The organism is Pseudomonas alvandae, assembly GCF_019141525.1.
Lineage (GTDB): Bacteria > Pseudomonadota > Gammaproteobacteria > Pseudomonadales > Pseudomonadaceae > Aquipseudomonas > Aquipseudomonas alvandae.
Genome location: NZ_CP077080.1, coordinates 4,989,170 through 5,006,008 on the forward strand (window position 1 = coordinate 4,989,170; position 16,839 = coordinate 5,006,008).

Sequence of the window (16,839 nt, forward strand, 5' to 3'; positions counted from 1 at the left end):
TTTGAAAAAGCCCGCTCATTATTGTTCTCACCAGCCGCCCGACGAACCGCCGCCCCCGAAACTGCCGCCACCACCGCTGAAGCCACCGCCTCCGCTGCCACCGAAGCCACCACCGCCGCTTCTGTAACTGCTACCACCGGAACCGCCGCCGCTGGGCAGGATACCGAGCACTTGGCAGACGAATATCGTCAGGATGAAAAGCATCGCCAGGAAGATGAACAGCCCCGGATGGCGCTCGACGAAATCCCTCTCGTCCTGCTCACCCGCGTTGTACGCGGCTGCCGGTTCATCGAGGGAACTGCCGCCCAGGACCACGAGCATCGCCGCCACGCCGTCACTGATGCCCTTGTTGAAATTGCCCGTCTTGAACGCCGGGGTGATTACCTGGTTGATGATCACCGAACTCTGGGCATCAGTCAGACGATCCTCCAGGCCATAACCCACTTCGATGCGCAGTTTACGATCATCGCGGGCGACGATCAGCAGCGCGCCGTTGTTTTTGTCTTTCTGCCCGATGCCCCAGTGGCGGCCCAATTGATAGCCGAAGTCTTCGATGCTGGCGCCCTGGAGGTTGGCCAGCGTGACGACGACCACCTGTTCGCCGGTGGCCTGTTCATGGGCCTTGAGTTGCCCATCGAGTTGCGCGCGGACCGACGGGTCGAGCAGTTGGGCGGAGTCCACCACCCGCCCGGTCAATGCCGGGAAGCTCAATTCGGCCTGGGCCGTGATGGCAAAGACCCAGAGCAACAGCACCAGGCCAAATTTCAACACTCGCATCAGAACTCCTGTGTGGGAGCGAGCTTGCTCGCGATAGCGGTGGATCAGTTTGCATCAATGTTGGATGTGCGGCCGCCATCGCGAGCAAGCTCGCTCCCACAGTTTTTTCAAAACTTCACTTCAGGCGCTTTTTCGGCATTCGGGCTGGTGGCCTCGAAGGTCTCGCGGATCGGCAAGTCGCTGTACATCACGCTGTGCCACAGGCGACCGGGGAAGGTGCGGATTTCGGTGTTGTATTTCTGCACCGCCAGGATGAAGTCGCGACGGGCCACGGCGATGCGGTTCTCGGTGCCTTCGAGCTGCGACTGCAAGGCCAGGAAGTTCTGGTTGGCCTTCAAGTCCGGGTAGCGCTCGGACACCACCATCAAGCGGCTCAATGCGCCGCTCAACTGATCCTGGGCTTGCTGGAACTGCTTGAGTTTTTCCGGATTGTCCAGAGTGCTGGCATCGACCTGGATCGAAGTGGCCTTGGCCCGCGCTTCGATCACCGCCGTCAGGGTTTCCTGCTCATGCTGGGCATAACCCTTGACGGTTTCCACCAGGTTGGGAATCAGGTCGGCGCGGCGCTGGTACTGGTTCTGCACCTGGCCCCAGGCCGCCTTAGCCTGTTCGTCCAGCGTCGGGATGTTGTTGATGCCGCAACCGGCCAGCAGTGTGGTGAACAGCATCAGGGCCAGCAGTTGCAGGCCGCTGCGGTGGTTCAGTCGTGGATTCATCAGGTGAAGCTCTCCGTTGCATTGCATTAACAAAACACCGCCACCTATCTTGCCGGTGTCTGGGGCATAATCGCCGCCGCACTGGATCGAATCGGGTCTATGGGCTAAAAGATGCGCGGTGCGAAACTAAGTTCATCGCCACAGGTTCGAAAGTGTGCTGCATTTAATTGGATAACACCCGAACAACAATAGCCGCTCCTCACATTTAGGCTGACCGGCGTGTACTGATCACCGCCCTTTAGGCTTGCGAGAAAACTATTCATGAAGAAGCTGTGTTTGCTGGGCCTGTTTGTCACCCTGGCCAGTCAATCCGTATTAGCCGACAACCCGCCAGCCCCCATAGAGAACAAGGACGCTTTCATCAGCAACCTGATGAAACAGATGACCCTTCAGGAAAAGATCGGCCAGCTGCGCCTCATCAGCATCGGCCCGGAAATGCCCCGGGAGATGATCCGCAAGGAAATCGCCGCCGGCAACATCGGCGGCACGTTCAACTCCATTACCCGCGATGAAAACCGTCCGATGCAGGACGCGGCCATGCGCAGCCGGCTGAAGATCCCGATGTTCTTCGCCTATGACGTGATCCATGGCCATCGCACGATTTTCCCGATTCCCCTGGCCCTGGCCTCGAGCTGGGACATGGATGCCATCTACCGCTCCGGCCGCATCGCAGCCAAGGAAGCGGCGGCCGACAGCCTCGACATTACCTTCGCACCGATGGTCGATATTTCCCGCGACCCTCGCTGGGGCCGGACTTCAGAAGGCTTCGGCGAAGACACCTACCTGGTGTCGCGCATTGCCGGGGTGATGGTCAAGGCGTTCCAGGGCAGCGGTGCGAACGCAGCCGACAGCATCATGGCCAGCGTCAAGCACTTCGCCCTGTATGGCGCCGTGGAAGGCGGTCGGGACTACAACACCGTGGACATGAGCCCGGTGAAAATGTACCAGGACTACCTGCCGCCCTACCGCGCCGCCATCGACGCTGGCGCAGGCGGCGTGATGGTCGCGCTGAACTCCATCAACGGCGTACCGGCCACCGCCAACACCTGGCTGATGAACGATCTGTTGCGCAAGGAATGGGGTTTCAAGGGCCTGGCCGTCAGCGACCACGGCGCGATTTTCGAGTTGATCAAGCATGGCGTCGCCCGGGACGGTCGCGAAGCGGCCAAATTGGCGATCAAGGCCGGCATCGACATGAGCATGAACGACTCGCTCTACGGCAAGGAGCTGCCCGGCCTGCTCAAGGCTGGCGAGATCGAGCAGAGCGACATCGACAATGCGGTCCGCGAAGTACTGGCCGCCAAGTACGACATGGGCCTGTTCAAGGACCCGTACCTGCGTATCGGCAAGGCCGAGGATGACCCCGCCGACGTCTACGCCGACAGCCGCATGCACCGCGCCGATGCCCGCGACGTGGCGCGCCGCAGCCTGGTGCTGCTGGAAAACCGCAACCAGACCCTGCCCCTGAAGAAAACCGCGAAGATCGCCTTGGTCGGCCCGCTGGCCAAGGCGCCGATCGACATGATGGGCAGTTGGGCCGCCGCCGGGCGTCCGGCGCTGTCGGTCACCGTGTACGACGGCATGGCCCGGGCCCTGGGCGGTGAGTCGAAGCTGATCTATGCCCGTGGTGCCAATATCACCGGCGACAAGAAAGTGCTCGACTACCTGAACTTCCTCAACTTCGACGCCCCTGAAGTCGTGGACGACCCGCGTCCGGCCCAGGTATTGATCGATGAAGCGGTTAAAGCCGCCAAGGAAGCGGACGTGGTCGTGGCCGCCGTGGGCGAGTCCCGTGGCATGTCCCATGAATCGTCGAGCCGCACTGAACTGAATATCCCGGCCAGCCAGCGCGAACTGATCAAGGCCCTGAAGGCCACCGGCAAGCCGTTGGTGTTGGTGCTGATGAATGGCCGTCCGCTGTCGCTGCTGGAAGAAAAACAGCAGGCCGATGCGATCCTGGAAACCTGGTTCAGCGGCACCGAAGGCGGCAATGCCATCGCGGACGTGCTGTTTGGTGACTACAACCCTTCGGGCAAGTTGCCGATCACCTTCCCACGCTCCGTCGGGCAGATTCCTACCTACTACAACCACCTGAGCATCGGTCGACCGTTCACACCGGGCAAACCAGGCAACTACACCTCGCAGTACTTCGACGACACAACCGGCCCGCTCTACCCGTTCGGCTATGGCCTGAGCTACACGACCTTCAGCCTGTCGGACATGGCCCTGTCGTCCACCACGCTGAACAAGACCGGCAAGTTGGATGCGAGCATCACCCTGGAAAACACCGGCGACCGTGACGGCGAAACCGTGGTGCAGCTGTATATTCAGGACGTGACCGGCTCGATCATCCGGCCGGTGAAGGAATTGAAAAACTTCCGCAAGGTGATGCTCAAGGCCGGCGAGAAGAAGGTCATCCACTTCGACATCACCGAAGACGACCTGAAGTTCTTCAACGCCCAGCTCAAGTACGCCGCGGAACCGGGCAAGTTCAACGTGCAGATCGGCCTGGATTCCCAGGATGTGAAGCAGCAGAGCTTTGAGCTGCTCTGATCCAGCAACACTGAAATACCCTGTGGGAGCGAGCTTGCTCGCGATGAGGCCTCATCAGTCACCGCATCATCGACTGTCAGGCCGCCATCGCGAGCAAGCTCGCTCCCACATTGGTTTTGCGGTGGATGGTTAGCCCCGCCGATCCAGCAAGTTCACCACCACCCGATCCACCAATCCCCACACCCTTTGCTTGAACCGCTTCCACAATGGCCGGCGCTGCCAGGCGTCGAGGCTCACTTGCAGGCTCTGCTCGAAGTCCCGTTCAAAACTGGCCGCCACGGCCTTGCTCAACCCGGAGTCCAGCGCCTCCAGATTGGCTTCGAGGTTGAAGCGCAGGTTCCAGTGGTCGAAATTGCACGAGCCGATGCTGACCCAATCGTCCACCAGCACCATTTTCAAGTGCAGGAAACAGGGTTGGTATTCGTAGATTTTCACCCCGGCCTTGAGCAGGCGCGGGTAATAGCGATGGCCGGCGTAACGCACGGACGGATGATCGGTGCGCGGGCCGGTCAGCAGCAGGCGCACATCGATGCCCCGCGCGGCGGCCTTGCGCAGCGAGCGGCGCACGTTCCAGGTCGGCAGGAAATACGGCGTAGCCATCCAGATGCGTTTCTGGCCGCTGTTCAATGCCCGGGACAGTGACTGCAGGATGTCGCGGTGCTGGCGGGCGTCGGCATACGCCACCCGGCCCATGCCTTCGCCGACCGGCGGAACCCGAGGCAGGCGCGGCAGGCCAAAATTGGACGCCGGTTTCCAGGCCCGTCGATGGCGGTTGGCGAGCCATTGGCGGTCGAACAGCAACTGCCAATCGAGCACCAGCGGACCGACGATTTCCACCATCACTTCATGCCAGTCACTGTGGTCATCCAAGGGGTTCCAGAACTCATCGGTAACCCCGGTGCCACCGACCACCGCCAAGCGTTGGTCGACCAGCAGGAGCTTGCGGTGATCGCGGTAGAGATTGCGCACCCAACGGCGCCAACTCAGGCGATTGTAGAAACGCAGTTCCACACCCGCCTGGACCAGGCGATTGCGCAGGCCCAGGGTAAACGCCAGGCTGCCGTAGTCGTCGAACAGGCAGCGCACGCGAACGCCACGTTCGGCGGCCTGGACGAGGGCCTGGACCATCGCCTCGGCGCAAGCGCCCGCCTCCACCAGGTACAACTCCAGTTCGACCTGTTCCTGGGCGCGGGCAATCTCCACCAGCATGCGCGGGAAAAACTGCGGACCGTCGATCAACAGCTCGAAGCGATTGCCTTCGCGCCAAGGGAATACCGGGCCGCTCATGTCAGCGCGCCGTGAAGATCAGTACCGCATTCACCGGCACCGACAGGCTGATGGCCGACAATCCGGCTAATGTTCGAAGCGTTTCCAAACCCGGCGCCAGATCGAAATCCGCTGCGTTGAGCACGACTGGCTCCAGGGTCACGACCTGGAAGCGACGCTCGTCCAGGCGCGTCGCCAGCAGTTGAACGTTGTATTCGTGCTGCTTGCCATGCAAATCCACCGTCACCGGCAGGCGCAGTTCCAGTTGCGCGCCATTGGCCAAATCCTGGATCGGTATCAGGTCGAGCTGCGCAGTGATGGTGGCCTCGGCGAACTGCTTGATTTCAAACAACTCGGCGCGCATGCGCTCGTCCCGCAGGGGAATGCCGCTGTTGATGGATTCGAGTTCGACCTCCAATCGCGCAAGGCCCTTGGGCTGGACCTGGCCGTGCAGCACGAGGAAACGCTGGACCTCGGAGACATTGCCGTTTTTGCTGCTGATAAAAGAGAGCCGCGACGACTCGCCGTCCAGATACCAATCGGCCTCGGCCGGCAGCGCGGCGCAGGCCAGCAGCAAGGTGGTGACAACGTGGGAGAAAGACCGCTTGAACATACAGACTCGGGGGGCAGATAAACCTGTGGCGAACCTTAACCGGGCCGAGGGCGCTTGCAAACTGTCTGTAGCAACAACAACCAGAAATCGCCCAGCTTTCGTGGCGAGGGGATTTATCCCCGCTGGGTTGCGCCGCAACCCCAAAACAGGCGAAGCATTGCATTAGGGAGAAACTTAGTTCAGCTATAGGGCCGCTACGCAGCCCGGCGGGGATAAATCCCCTCGCCACAGGGTTCGCGTCGTTTCTGGATTACTCCAACCGACACCCCTGTCGCTCCCCAATCCACCGCGCACTGTGGCTGCGCCCCAAGCCGCTGACGGTGATGCGCTTGGCTTCAGGTGTGTCGAGAAAATCGTTGGTGGGCACCGACTGCTTCACATAACCCCGGCAATATTCGGCCGGTTGCTGCATTACATAGCGGCACGAACAATATTCCTTGGCGGTATAGGCGCTGATGACGCCGGGAAACGCGCGCAACGCCACCCGCTCCTGCCAGACCCAACCGAACAGGGCAACCAGCAGCACCGCCATCAAGGTAAGCGACACTTTGCGCATCATGGCTGCACCGTCCCGGCGAAAGCCGCCATGGCGCGCTTGAGCAATTCGTTGTGACGATAGCTGCCGTCGCGATCGTCGCCGTAGCGCACGATCACCAACCTGGCGCTGGGAATGATGTACAGCGCCTGGCCCCAATGCCCAAGAGCAGCGAAGGTATCGGGTGGCGCGTCCGGCCACGGGCGGATCGTTCGGTCAGCGGCGCGATTGAGCCACCAGTGTCCGCCGGGCACGGCTTCGTCCTGACCGGCCTGGAAGCGGGTGAACGGCTCGCGGCTGAACGCAATCCAATCCTTGGGAATCAATTGTCGATCGCCCCAACGGCCATCCCGTTGCATCAACAGGCCGACACGCGCCAGGTCCCGAGCCGTGAGATAGGCATAGGACGAACCGACAAACGTGCCGCTGGCGTCGGTTTCCCAGGTCGCGTGACGGATGCCCAAGGGATCGAACAAGGCTGTCCAGGGATAATCGGCATAGCTCGCCGGGCCGACGATATATTTAAGCGCTGCCGCCAGCAGATTGCTGTCGCCGCTGGAATAGCGGAACACCTGGCCGGGCGGGCTGAAGCTGTCGTGCCCGGCGGTGAACGCCGCCATGTCGTGGCGTCCGCGGGTATAGAGCATCGCCACGACCGAAGAATTGAGCGGCGCGTATTCGTAGTCTTCTTGCCAGTCCAGGCCGGACGCCCAATGAAACAGATCGGCCAGGGTCATGCCCGGGTGTCGCTTCAGCGGCGGGTAGTACCGGGCCGCCGGGTCATCCAGGGCAAAGCGTTTTTCACCGTAGGCCACGCCGAATACTGTCGCCAGCAGGCTTTTGCTGATGGACCAGGTCAGGTGCGGGGTCTGGGCGGTGGTCGGCCCGGCGTAGCGTTCGTAGACCAACCGACCGTCCTGGATCACCAGCAGCGCGTCGGTGCGAATGCCTTGGCGGGTAGCGTCGTCCCTCGGTACGAAGGCGTATTGCTCCAGGGCTTCGATGGCCGGCCCCGTGGGGGGCGGGCTGCTTGACCATTGCTCACCGGGCCAATCCTCGGCCTGGGCGTTCAGGTTGAGCAGCAACAGCGGGATCAGGAACCAGCCTTTGGACATTCGCGGGGCTCGCAGGATTGAACCTTCAGAGCCTATTCAGACTTGATGACAATTTCGAGGCGTGTGTGGCCCCCTGTGGGAGCGAGCTTGCTCGCGATAGCAGAGTGTCAGCTAAGCATATGGCGACTGACAAACAGCTATCGCGAGCAAGCTCGCTCCCACAGGGGGCAGCCGCTTGAGGGGCTACCCCAACGCCTTGTCCAACCGCTTGGCCCGCGCCCCCGCCGCAATGTCCATCACCGCCTTGTCACGCCCCCACATCTCACGCCACGCCGCAGGTCCACCGGCCAAGGCGTCGTTCAGTTCGGCTTCGAGCCCTTGGAACTGGACGAACAGGCCACCCAGCAGCACATGCGTGGCAGCGCTCGAAGGATTGTGGCGGCTCGCCTCCGCGCACCCGGCGAGCAGCGCCAACAGGCGCAGTCGCAACGCCTGGGGCCAGGCGCATTCTTGCCCGACGCCATACAACCATGCAGTCATCGCGCTGAGCACATAAAGGTCTTCCAGGGTACGAAACGGTTTGACGTAGGCGTCCCAGCCGTCACCCGCCAGCAATTCGCACAGCGCGCCCTCCAACAGCACCCGACCATGGCTGATCTCCGGCATGAAGGGCAGGCCCGGGAGTTTTTCCAGCACCACACCCGGTTCGCCTGCGTAGGCCACCGCCAGGCTCAATCGCGGGCGCTCGTCTTCCGGCGACTCGCTTCGGGCCGCGATCAACAGCCATTCGGCGGCATCGCCAGCGGTGACGAAATCCTTGCGCCCGCTCACTCGCAAGTCGGTCAGGCGGGTCTGCATATCTGCCGGCCGCAGGCTGCGCTGCTCGGTGGCACACAACGCGCCGAGACTTTGCGGCGCGCTCGGCCAAAGCGTCCGCAGCGCCGCCTGATAGCCCACCAGGAACGCCAACCCAGGCGTCGCCATCGACCGCGCCCCGACCACGGCCAACTCGAACGGCGTGACCGTCCCCAGGCGGTGCAACAACGCGGCATAACCTTCAGCCAGATCCGCCCAGGCGGGCAACCGCTCGCCGCGTTCGATCAGGGTTTGCCAAGGCATGAAGGGCTCCTTTCGTGGGCTGTCATATAAGCATCACCAAAGCTTCATGGCGGTGACACCGGGGCTACATAGCCTGACTTTGCACAACATGGCTGCATAAAGAAAGTCGATTGGCTCAACCCAAGACGGGTAGACAGCCCGCACGGAGACTCGCTATGACCCAGATCGCCCGCATCCGCGACACCGGCAATGAACGCCGCCTGCAAGCCGAACGCCTGATCGGCGCCCAGGCCTTGCACGAAGCACAGGCCCTGCGCTTCAACGTCTTCAGCGGCGAATTCAACGCCAAGCTCAAAGGCGCGGAAATGGGTCTGGACATGGATGATTATGATGTTCACTGCGCCCACATCGGCGTACGCGACCTGAACACCGGCCGCCTCGTAGCCACCACTCGGCTGCTCGACCACCAGGCCGCCAGTAGCCTGGGCCGGTTCTACAGCGAAGAAGAATTCGCCCTCCACGGCCTGGTTCATCTGCAAGGCCCGATCCTGGAAATCGGCCGTACCTGCGTCGACCCGGCCTACCGCAACGGCGGCACCATCGCGGTGCTCTGGGGCGAACTGGCCGAAGTCCTCAACGAAGGCGGCTACAGCTACCTGATGGGTTGCGCGAGCATCCCGATGCAGGACGGCGGCATCCAGGCCCAGGCGATCATGCAGCGCCTGCGCGAACGCTACCTGTGCACCGAACACCTGCAGGCGGTCCCGAAAAAGCCCTTGCCGAGCCTGGACGTACCGTCCAACGTCATCGCCGAGATGCCACCGTTGCTCAAGGCCTACATGCGCCTGGGCGCGAAGATTTGCGGCGAGCCGTGCTGGGACGAAGATTTCCAGGTGGCCGACGTGTTCATCCTGCTCAAGCGCGACGAACTCTGCCCACGCTACGCCCGTCACTTCAAGGCAGCGGTCTGATGAGCCGGTTGCGGGTGTACGCGCGCATCGCGCGAGTATTGCTGGTGGTGGCGCTGGGCCTGAGCATGGCCAGCGTGTTCGGCCTGTTCGAACGCCTGGGCGTTGCCAACTCCATGGTCCGTCGCCAGCGTTGGTCGCGATTTTTCATGACGCGGTTGACCAATGCCCTGCCCTTTTCGGTGACGGTCCACGGCCAACTGCCGCGACAGCCAATGCTGTGGGTCAGCAATCACGTGTCCTGGACCGACATTCCGCTGCTGGGCATGCTCACGCCGCTGTCGTTCCTGTCCAAGGCCGAAGTGCGCACCTGGCCGGTGGCCGGCTGGCTGGCTGCCAAGGCCGGCAGCCTGTTCATCCGTCGCGGTTCGGGCGACAGCCAGCTGATCCGCAAACAGATGAGCCGTCATCTTGAACAGGCTCATCCGTTGTTGATGTTCCCGGAAGGCACCACCACCGATGGCCGTTCACTGCGCACCTTCCACGGTCGCCTGTTGTCAGCGGCCATCGATGCCGACGTCGCGTTGCAACCGGTGGCGATCCGTTACCTACGCAACGGTGAACCGGATTCGCTGGCGCCATTCATTGGCGATGATGATTTGCTGTCGCACCTGATGCGGCTGTTCGCCAATGATCGCGGCGACGTGGAAATCCATCTGTTGGAACCGATTGCCTGCCACGGCCAGGAACGCGCGGTACTGGCGTTCCTGGCGCAGCAGGCGGTGCACCGGGCGTTGTTTGGCGAGATGCCAGAGAAGCAGCCAGTGCCGGTGCGGCCGGCGGCGATTGCGGCTTGATCCGTGTGAGATCCCTGTGGGAGCGAGCTTGCTCGCGATAGCGATTCAACATTCAGCAGATGTTCTGGCTGATATACCGCTATCGCGAGCAAGCTCGCTCCCACATGGGTTTATGGTGTGGTTTGGTTTCGCACAAAATCCTGCAACTGCGGATAGAACAACCGAAAGTCCTCGCTCAACGGCTCATAGAGCTTGACCAGTTCCGTCTTCGCCCCCGCCAGCTCCTCCGGCCGTGACAAGCGCCGGGAAATGCCGCGCAGCACCTGCCCGATCACCTCGAATTCCTGATAGGACCCCAGCCAGTCATCTGCCGCCATGAACGGTGCGATGTGCGCCAGGCGCCCCGGCAACTGCGGTTCGGCGGCGAGAACCTGGTAGACGCGGGAGGTGAAGTCCATCAGCGGCCCCTCACCGTACAGCGTCCAATCCCGGGCCAGGCAATGGTCGAAGAACACATCCAGTACGATCCCGGCATAACGCCGCCGCACCGTGGAAAAGCGCGACAAAGCGATATCCACCAACGGATGGCGATCGGTGTACATGTCGATGCGTCGATGCAGAGCGATCGCCGCTTCGATCCGCGGGTCGAATTGCCCTTGCAGCGGCCCTTTGACGAAATCGCCATAGAGGCTGCCGAGCAGTTGTTCCCGGCCAGTGCCGCCGAGGTGCAGGTGCGCGAGGTAGTTCATGGCGGGCAGCTTAGCACCACCGCGCCCATATCGTTATAACCCGATATAGCGATTTGTTCGGGGTTCAGATCAAATACATATTGGTATATCGCGAAATAACGATTTAAGGTTCGCTTCATCGCGATATAGCGTTTTACTCACCCGAGCCTGCCACCATGCCCCTCGACCTCGACGAAATAATAAAAGCCCTGGCGCACCCAGTACGGCGAGACATCCTCAACTGGCTCAAGGACCCCAAGGTCCAGTTTCCCGAGCAGTTGCACAACCATGAATTCGGCATTTGTGCCGGCCAGATCGACCAGCGTTGCGGCCTGTCGCAATCCACGGTCTCCGCACATCTGGCGGTGCTGCAACGGGCCGGGTTGATCACCAGCCAGAAGGTCGGTCAGTGGCACTTCTTCAAACGCAACGAGGAAGTGATCCAACAGTTCCTCAAGCAAATGAGCCAAGAGCTCTGACCTGACAAGGATTCGACATGCCCCTTTCCCTCTTCATCCTGGCGCTGAGCGCCTTCGCCATCGGCACGACGGAATTCGTCATCATGGGCTTGTTGCCCGACGTGGCGGCGGACCTCGGCGTGTCGATTCCCGGCGCCGGCTGGCTGGTCACCGGCTACGCCCTGGGCGTGGCCATCGGTGCGCCGTTCATGGCCCTGGCCACCGCGCGGCTGCCGCGCAAGGCCGCGCTGGTGGCGCTGATGGCGATCTTCATCATTGGCAACCTGCTCTGCGCCGTCGCCAGCGACTACAACGTGCTGATGCTTGCGCGAGTCGTCACCGCCCTGTGCCACGGTGCGTTCTTCGGCATCGGTTCGGTGGTCGCCGCCGGCCTGGTGGCGCCGAACAAGCGTGCCTCGGCCGTGGCCCTGATGTTCACCGGCCTGACCCTGGCCAACGTGCTTGGCGTACCGCTGGGCACCGCGCTGGGCCAGCAAGCCGGCTGGCGTTCGACCTTCTGGGCGGTAACGATCATCGGCGTAGTCGCCCTGATCGGCCTGATCCGCTTCCTGCCAGCCAAGCGCGACGAGGAAAAACTCGACATGCGTTCGGAGCTGGTGGCGCTCAAAGGGGCGGGCCTGTGGCTGTCGTTGAGCATGACCGCGCTGTTCTCCGCCTCGGTGTTCACCCTGTTCACCTACGTCGCCCCGCTGCTGGGTGAAGTGACCGGCGTATCGCCCCGTGGCGTGACGTGGACCCTGGTGCTGATCGGCCTAGGCCTGACCCTGGGCAACATCATCGGCGGCAAGCTGGCGGACAAGAGCCTGGCGAACACGCTGATGGGCGTATTCCTGACCATGGCGGTGGTGTCCACCATCTTGAGCTGGACCAGCGTGGCGTTGATCCCGACCGAGATCACGCTGTTCCTCTGGGCCACCGCCTGTTTCGCCGCGGTGCCGGCACTGCAGGTCAACGTGGTGACCTTCGGCAAAGACGCACCCAACCTGGTGTCCACCCTGAACATCGGCGCCTTCAACATCGGCAACGCCCTGGGCGCCTGGGTCGGCGGCAGCGTCATCGACCATGGCCTGGGCCTGACTTCCGTGCCCCTGGCGGCGGGCGCGCTGGCCGTGCTCGCGCTGCTGGTGACCCTGATCACTTTCCGCCAGGGCGGCAATGCCGACCTGGCCCCTGCCACTCACTGACTTTTAATCCTTTACTTGCGAGGTTGTATTTCATGGCGACAATTTTCGACCCTATCAAACTCGGCGACATCGAGCTGAAGAACCGCATCATCATGGCCCCGCTCACTCGCTGCCGTGCCGAAGCCGGCCGTGTGCCCAACGCGTTGATGGCCGAGTACTACGTGCAACGCGCCTCCGCCGGCCTGATCCTCAGTGAAGCCACGTCGGTGACGCCGATGGGCGTGGGCTACCCTGATACGCCGGGCATCTGGTCCAACGATCAGGTCCGCGGTTGGGCCAACGTGACCAAGGCCATCCACGGTGCTGGGGGCAAGATCTTCCTGCAGCTCTGGCACGTGGGCCGAATCTCCCACCCGTCCTACCTGGACGGCGAGCTTCCAGTGGCACCGAGCGCCATCCAACCCAAGGGCCACGTGAGCCTGGTGCGTCCGCTGGCCGACTATCCGACCCCACGTGCACTGGAAACCGCTGAAATCGCCGACATCGTCGATGCCTACCGCGTCGGCGCGGAAAACGCCAAGGCCGCCGGTTTCGATGGCGTGGAAATCCATGGCGCCAACGGTTACCTGCTCGACCAGTTCCTGCAAAGCAGCACCAACCAGCGCACCGACAACTACGGCGGCTCCCTGGAAAACCGTGCCCGCCTGCTGCTGGAAGTGACCGACGCCGCCATCGAAGTCTGGGGCGCCGGCCGCGTGGGCGTGCACTTGGCACCGCGCGCCGACTCCCACGACATGGGCGACGAGAACCGCTTGGAAACCTTCAGCTACGTTGCCCGCGAGCTGGGCAAGCGTGGCATCGCGTTTATCTGCTCCCGCGAGAAAGAAGGCGAAGACAGCATCGGCCCGCAACTCAAGCAAGCCTTCGGCGGCCCTTACATTGCCAACGAACGCTTCACCAAGGACAGTGCCAATGCCTGGCTGGCAGAAGGCAAGGCTGACGCCGTGGCGTTTGGCGTGCCGTTCATTGCCAACCCGGACCTGCCGGCACGCTTGAAAGCCGACGCGCCATTGAACGAGCCGCATCCGGAAACATTCTATGGGAAAGGTCCGGTGGGTTATATCGATTATCCATTGATGTAATTTAAACCACGCAGCCTTGTAAAAAAGCCCCGACTCGAAAGAGCCGGGGCTTTTTTACATCCAATGACTTTGACCCCAACCCAATTATTAAAGTTGAAATATCAAATAACAACACAGCACCGTCTCACCGTGGATTAACACTTCCAACAACGCTAATAATAAGCCCGAACAACAACCCATCCACTGAACGAACCCCATCACCACCAAAAAATACAAACATGCAACCTCAACGCTTTACCAACCCAAAACATAATCAAATACTGTTTATCTTATGCAGGCTTTAGCGGCCTGAAACTCTTTAGAGGGATCTTACTATGAGCCTTATGAAAAACCTGATTCTCGCCCTGTTACTGGGCCCCTTGGCGGCCGCCGTCAGCTTGGCCAATACGAACATCATCGTCAATGTTATAAACGATACGTCCCATGATCTGGAAATGACTAACCTTCTGGGTGAGTTTTCCATACCTGACGATTTTCCTGTCGTCCCCGCCGACGCAAGTATGAAGTTTCAATTCAAACATGAAAGAAAATTCACCTACCCCGCTGCTGGCTGGCAACCCACACTGAGGGAAATAAAACCTATTGAACTGGTTCTGACCTATCAGATGACCAACTTTAACTTCGGCTGCCAGCTGCAAACCCTGTTTGACGCCCGAGTTATTTTCGGTTTCCTGGAACCCAGCTACAAACCAAATTGGCAAAGCAGAACCGCGTATACCGGGAATGGCGAATATTCCTGTCGGTCAGTAATTACCCAAAGAATGCTGGAACCGCCCTTCAGCTACACCATTAACCTGACGATCGATGACAACAACCCGACCTGATCCAATGTTAGTAAGCCTGAGGCCCAGGGCACGCGCCTGAGCAGGATGCGACTTGGCAAACACGCAACAATTTTCCTACAAAATAGCCGAGGCGCCGTCTTTCAACGCTGAGGCGGTGCCTATATAAAGTACCCCGCCAGGATAAATGCCCGGCGGGGTACTTCCTGATCGGCTATTGACACAAACCGACTCAATTACGCATTTTGTTTCATTTGCGCAGGCTAGGGCTCAAGTGCAGCATGTCCAGCCCGGTTTCCACCCAGCGCTCCGCTTCACCTGCCAGTGCGAAGCTGTCGGGGGCCAGCAGCCACTGGTAGAGGATGCCGTCAATGTAAGCATGAATGGCCACCGCCGCCCTTTCGGGATCCAGGTCATCCGGCAACTGGCCGCGTTTCATCGCATTGCGCAGCGACAGCGCAATACGCACATTACAGTCGAGGCTGACCTGCCGCCGCTGCTGGCGCAGGTCACACATTTCATCGGTGAACTCGCATTTATGGAAAAGAATCTCGTTGATGCGTCGGGTTTTCGGATCCAGGGCCACCTGCTGGAACAACCGCACCAGCAGTTTGCGTATGCATCCCAAGGGATCGACCTCCTCTTCGCTCTCACTGGCGCGTGCCAGCTCATCGAGCGGTTCATGCAACGTATCGAGCATGGCCTGGAGCAGATCCGCCTTGTTGCTGAAATGCCAGTAGATGGCGCCCCGCGTCACACCGGCGAGCGTCGCGATGTCAGCCAGCGTGGTGCGCGCCACGCCTCGCTCGAAGAACGCTTTTTCGGCCGCTTCGAGTATCTGGTTGCGAGTCTCCAGAGCCTCCTCTTTGGTACGACGGACCATGGCAGTAAACACCTCAATCAGGATGCATAAGCGATGCGTAAGGTTCAGCATGACAATCCATGAGGCAGTGCCCGTCGACATGCGTCCCCGATTCGCATCGGCCTTTGTAAGGCTTTTGTAAATACGGATGGTACGCAATTTGGCTGTTTACAAACAACCGTGTACGTAAGTATATTTCTTAGCATCCTACTAATTGCTTATCTTGCTCTTTTTTACCTTCCACCTTCGAGCGCGCCTGTTACGCGCCTGGACCCGAGGATTTCCATGCAATTCAAGCCAGCTGTTACCGCTCTGGTCACTGCCATCGCCCTGGCATCGCTGCTCAGCGGATGCAAAAAGGAAGAGGCTGCCCCTGCGCCTCCCCCTCCCCAGGTCGGTGTGGTAACCCTCAAGACCCAGCCCTTTACCCTGACCTCCGAACTGCCGGGCCGCACCAGTGCGTTCCGCGTCGCGGAAGTGCGCCCGCAGGTCAACGGCATCATTCTCAAGCGCCTTTTCAAGGAAGGTGCCGACGTCAAGGCCGGCCAGCAGCTCTACCAGATCGACCCGGCCGTCTATGAGGCGACCCTCAAGAGTGCCGAGGCCAACCTGCGCTCCACCAAGTCGATTGCCGATCGCTACCAGCAACTGGTCAACGAACAGGCCGTAAGCCGGCAGGAATACGACACCGCCGTGGCCAATCGCCTGGAGTCGGAAGCCAACCTGCAGACTGCCCAGATCAACGTGCGCTACACCAAGGTCTATGCGCCTATTTCCGGTCGCATCGGTCGCTCCTCGGTGACTGAAGGCGCCTTGGTGAGCAACGGTCAGACCGATGCCCTGGCGACCATCCAGCAACTGGACCCGATCTACGTTGACGTGACGCAGAGCTCCGTCGAGCTGCTGCAACTGCGCCGCGAGCTGGAAAGCGGGCGCCTGCAAAAGGCAGGCGACAATGCCGCCATGGTCAAGCTGACGCTGGAAGACGGCAGTCAGTATCCCCACGAGGGCAAACTGGAATTTTCCGAAGTTTCGGTCGACCAGACCACTGGTTCGGTGACCTTGCGCGCCGTGTTCCCCAACCCTGACCACACCTTGCTGCCGGGCATGTTCGTCCACGCGCAACTGCAGGCCGGCGTGAACAGCGCGTCGATCCTGGCACCGCAGCAAGGCGTGACCCGTGACCTCAAGGGTGCGCCGACCGCCCTGGTCGTTGGCCCCGACAACAAGGTCGAACTGCGTCAGCTCAAGGCCAGCCGCACCGTTGGCAGCCAATGGCTGATCGAAGACGGGCTCAAGGCCGGCGATCGCGTGATCACCGAGGGGTTGCAGTTCGTACGCCCGGGCGTGGAAGTCAAAGCCACCGAGGCCACCAACGTCAATACCAAGAACCCGGCCCCCGCACAGGCAGCTGATAAAGCCGCCGGCGGCAAAGGGGAGTAA

At 61.1% G+C, this 16,839-nt stretch carries 17 protein-coding genes; 8 read left to right on the plus strand and 9 right to left on the minus strand.

Annotated elements, in window-relative coordinates:
* Positions 1 to 27: 27 nt before the first annotated feature.
* The gene (locus tag KSS97_RS28560) at positions 28 to 777 is read right to left on the minus strand and encodes a TPM domain-containing protein (protein ID WP_198797109.1); all 750 of its coding nucleotides are present in this window, start codon (positions 775 to 777) and stop codon (positions 28 to 30) included.
* A gap of 107 nt (positions 778 to 884) precedes the next feature.
* Positions 885 to 1,493: a LemA family protein gene (locus KSS97_RS22075; protein ID WP_030138456.1), complete on the minus strand. Its 609-nt coding sequence runs from the start codon at positions 1,491 to 1,493 to the stop codon at positions 885 to 887.
* A 261-nt stretch (positions 1,494 to 1,754) separates the two neighbouring features.
* On the opposite strand from KSS97_RS22075, the gene bglX reads away from it, so the two are divergent.
* Complete coding sequence (gene bglX, locus KSS97_RS22080) at positions 1,755 to 4,046, plus strand: beta-glucosidase BglX (RefSeq protein WP_030138455.1); 2,292 nt, start codon at positions 1,755 to 1,757, stop codon at positions 4,044 to 4,046.
* A 129-nt stretch (positions 4,047 to 4,175) separates the two neighbouring features.
* Here bglX and KSS97_RS22085 read toward each other — a convergent pair whose 3' ends face one another.
* The 5 genes from KSS97_RS22085 to KSS97_RS22105 form a co-directional block, all read right to left on the minus strand.
* Positions 4,176 to 5,333, minus strand: coding sequence for a phospholipase D-like domain-containing protein (locus tag KSS97_RS22085; protein WP_217860162.1), 1,158 nt, complete (start codon positions 5,331 to 5,333; stop codon positions 4,176 to 4,178).
* Between the two features lies 1 nt (position 5,334).
* Positions 5,335 to 5,925, minus strand: coding sequence for a YceI family protein (locus KSS97_RS22090; protein ID WP_198797108.1), 591 nt, complete (start codon positions 5,923 to 5,925; stop codon positions 5,335 to 5,337).
* Between the two features lie 250 nt (positions 5,926 to 6,175).
* Positions 6,176 to 6,484 carry an amidase gene (locus KSS97_RS22095; protein ID WP_217860163.1) on the minus strand — a complete coding sequence of 103 codons (309 nt, stop codon included), beginning with the start codon at positions 6,482 to 6,484 and terminating at the stop codon, positions 6,176 to 6,178.
* Positions 6,481 to 7,575, minus strand: a complete 1,095-nt coding sequence (locus tag KSS97_RS22100) for a serine hydrolase domain-containing protein (protein WP_217860164.1) — start codon at positions 7,573 to 7,575, stop codon at positions 6,481 to 6,483. Before KSS97_RS22100 ends, KSS97_RS22095 begins: the two co-directional genes overlap by 4 nt.
* Before the next feature lie 183 nt (positions 7,576 to 7,758).
* Positions 7,759 to 8,634, minus strand: coding sequence for an acyl-CoA dehydrogenase family protein (locus KSS97_RS22105; protein ID WP_217860165.1), 876 nt, complete (start codon positions 8,632 to 8,634; stop codon positions 7,759 to 7,761).
* Between the two features lie 155 nt (positions 8,635 to 8,789).
* Here KSS97_RS22105 and olsB point away from each other — a divergent pair, with 155 nt between their 5' ends.
* A complete protein-coding gene (gene olsB / locus KSS97_RS22110) occupies positions 8,790 to 9,545 on the plus strand; it encodes an L-ornithine N(alpha)-acyltransferase (RefSeq protein ID WP_030138449.1) in 756 nt (251 codons plus the stop codon).
* Complete coding sequence (locus KSS97_RS22115; protein WP_030138448.1) at positions 9,545 to 10,339, plus strand: lysophospholipid acyltransferase family protein; 795 nt, start codon at positions 9,545 to 9,547, stop codon at positions 10,337 to 10,339. The genes olsB and KSS97_RS22115 overlap by 1 nt, the downstream gene beginning before the upstream one ends.
* A 110-nt stretch (positions 10,340 to 10,449) precedes the next feature.
* Here the strand turns inward: KSS97_RS22115 and KSS97_RS22120 are convergent, their stop codons facing one another.
* Positions 10,450 to 11,028: an acyl carrier protein phosphodiesterase gene (locus KSS97_RS22120; protein ID WP_217860166.1), complete on the minus strand. Its 579-nt coding sequence runs from the start codon at positions 11,026 to 11,028 to the stop codon at positions 10,450 to 10,452.
* Positions 11,029 to 11,183: 155 nt separating this feature from the next.
* Here KSS97_RS22120 and KSS97_RS22125 point away from each other — a divergent pair, with 155 nt between their 5' ends.
* From KSS97_RS22125 to KSS97_RS22140, 4 genes are all read left to right on the plus strand, one after another.
* Positions 11,184 to 11,486 (plus strand): ArsR/SmtB family transcription factor, encoded by a 303-nt coding sequence (locus KSS97_RS22125; RefSeq protein WP_030138446.1) that lies wholly within the window; start codon positions 11,184 to 11,186, stop codon positions 11,484 to 11,486.
* Between the two features lie 17 nt (positions 11,487 to 11,503).
* Positions 11,504 to 12,670, plus strand: a complete 1,167-nt coding sequence (locus KSS97_RS22130; protein ID WP_217860167.1) for an MFS transporter — start codon at positions 11,504 to 11,506, stop codon at positions 12,668 to 12,670.
* Between the two features lie 32 nt (positions 12,671 to 12,702).
* Complete coding sequence (locus tag KSS97_RS22135) at positions 12,703 to 13,752, plus strand: alkene reductase (RefSeq protein ID WP_217860168.1); 1,050 nt, start codon at positions 12,703 to 12,705, stop codon at positions 13,750 to 13,752.
* Between the two features lie 314 nt (positions 13,753 to 14,066).
* On the plus strand, positions 14,067 to 14,576 hold the full coding sequence (locus tag KSS97_RS22140) for a hypothetical protein (protein ID WP_198797101.1): 510 nt from the start codon (positions 14,067 to 14,069) through the stop codon (positions 14,574 to 14,576).
* A gap of 208 nt (positions 14,577 to 14,784) precedes the next feature.
* On the opposite strand, the gene KSS97_RS22145 is transcribed toward KSS97_RS22140, so the two are convergent.
* A complete protein-coding gene (locus tag KSS97_RS22145; protein ID WP_030142282.1) occupies positions 14,785 to 15,417 on the minus strand; it encodes a TetR family transcriptional regulator in 633 nt (210 codons plus the stop codon).
* 264 nt (positions 15,418 to 15,681) lie between these two features.
* Between KSS97_RS22145 and KSS97_RS22150 the strand changes: the two genes are divergently transcribed.
* Complete coding sequence (locus KSS97_RS22150) at positions 15,682 to 16,839, plus strand: efflux RND transporter periplasmic adaptor subunit (RefSeq protein WP_217860169.1); 1,158 nt, start codon at positions 15,682 to 15,684, stop codon at positions 16,837 to 16,839.

Coding starts and splice junctions, on each gene's coding strand:
- KSS97_RS28560 (WP_198797109.1), bottom strand. CDS start 777: ATGCGAGTGTTGAAATTTGGCCTGGTGCTGTTGCTCTGGGTCTTTGCC.
- KSS97_RS22075 (WP_030138456.1), bottom strand. CDS start 1,493: ATGAATCCACGACTGAACCACCGCAGCGGCCTGCAACTGCTGGCCCTG.
- bglX (WP_030138455.1), top strand. CDS start 1,755: ATGAAGAAGCTGTGTTTGCTGGGCCTGTTTGTCACCCTGGCCAGTCAA.
- KSS97_RS22085 (WP_217860162.1), bottom strand. CDS start 5,333: ATGAGCGGCCCGGTATTCCCTTGGCGCGAAGGCAATCGCTTCGAGCTG.
- KSS97_RS22090 (WP_198797108.1), bottom strand. CDS start 5,925: ATGTTCAAGCGGTCTTTCTCCCACGTTGTCACCACCTTGCTGCTGGCC.
- KSS97_RS22095 (WP_217860163.1), bottom strand. CDS start 6,484: ATGATGCGCAAAGTGTCGCTTACCTTGATGGCGGTGCTGCTGGTTGCC.
- KSS97_RS22100 (WP_217860164.1), bottom strand. CDS start 7,575: ATGTCCAAAGGCTGGTTCCTGATCCCGCTGTTGCTGCTCAACCTGAAC.
- KSS97_RS22105 (WP_217860165.1), bottom strand. CDS start 8,634: ATGCCTTGGCAAACCCTGATCGAACGCGGCGAGCGGTTGCCCGCCTGG.
- olsB (WP_030138449.1), top strand. CDS start 8,790: ATGACCCAGATCGCCCGCATCCGCGACACCGGCAATGAACGCCGCCTG.
- KSS97_RS22115 (WP_030138448.1), top strand. CDS start 9,545: ATGAGCCGGTTGCGGGTGTACGCGCGCATCGCGCGAGTATTGCTGGTG.
- KSS97_RS22120 (WP_217860166.1), bottom strand. CDS start 11,028: ATGAACTACCTCGCGCACCTGCACCTCGGCGGCACTGGCCGGGAACAA.
- KSS97_RS22125 (WP_030138446.1), top strand. CDS start 11,184: ATGCCCCTCGACCTCGACGAAATAATAAAAGCCCTGGCGCACCCAGTA.
- KSS97_RS22130 (WP_217860167.1), top strand. CDS start 11,504: ATGCCCCTTTCCCTCTTCATCCTGGCGCTGAGCGCCTTCGCCATCGGC.
- KSS97_RS22135 (WP_217860168.1), top strand. CDS start 12,703: ATGGCGACAATTTTCGACCCTATCAAACTCGGCGACATCGAGCTGAAG.
- KSS97_RS22140 (WP_198797101.1), top strand. CDS start 14,067: ATGAGCCTTATGAAAAACCTGATTCTCGCCCTGTTACTGGGCCCCTTG.
- KSS97_RS22145 (WP_030142282.1), bottom strand. CDS start 15,417: ATGGTCCGTCGTACCAAAGAGGAGGCTCTGGAGACTCGCAACCAGATA.
- KSS97_RS22150 (WP_217860169.1), top strand. CDS start 15,682: ATGCAATTCAAGCCAGCTGTTACCGCTCTGGTCACTGCCATCGCCCTG.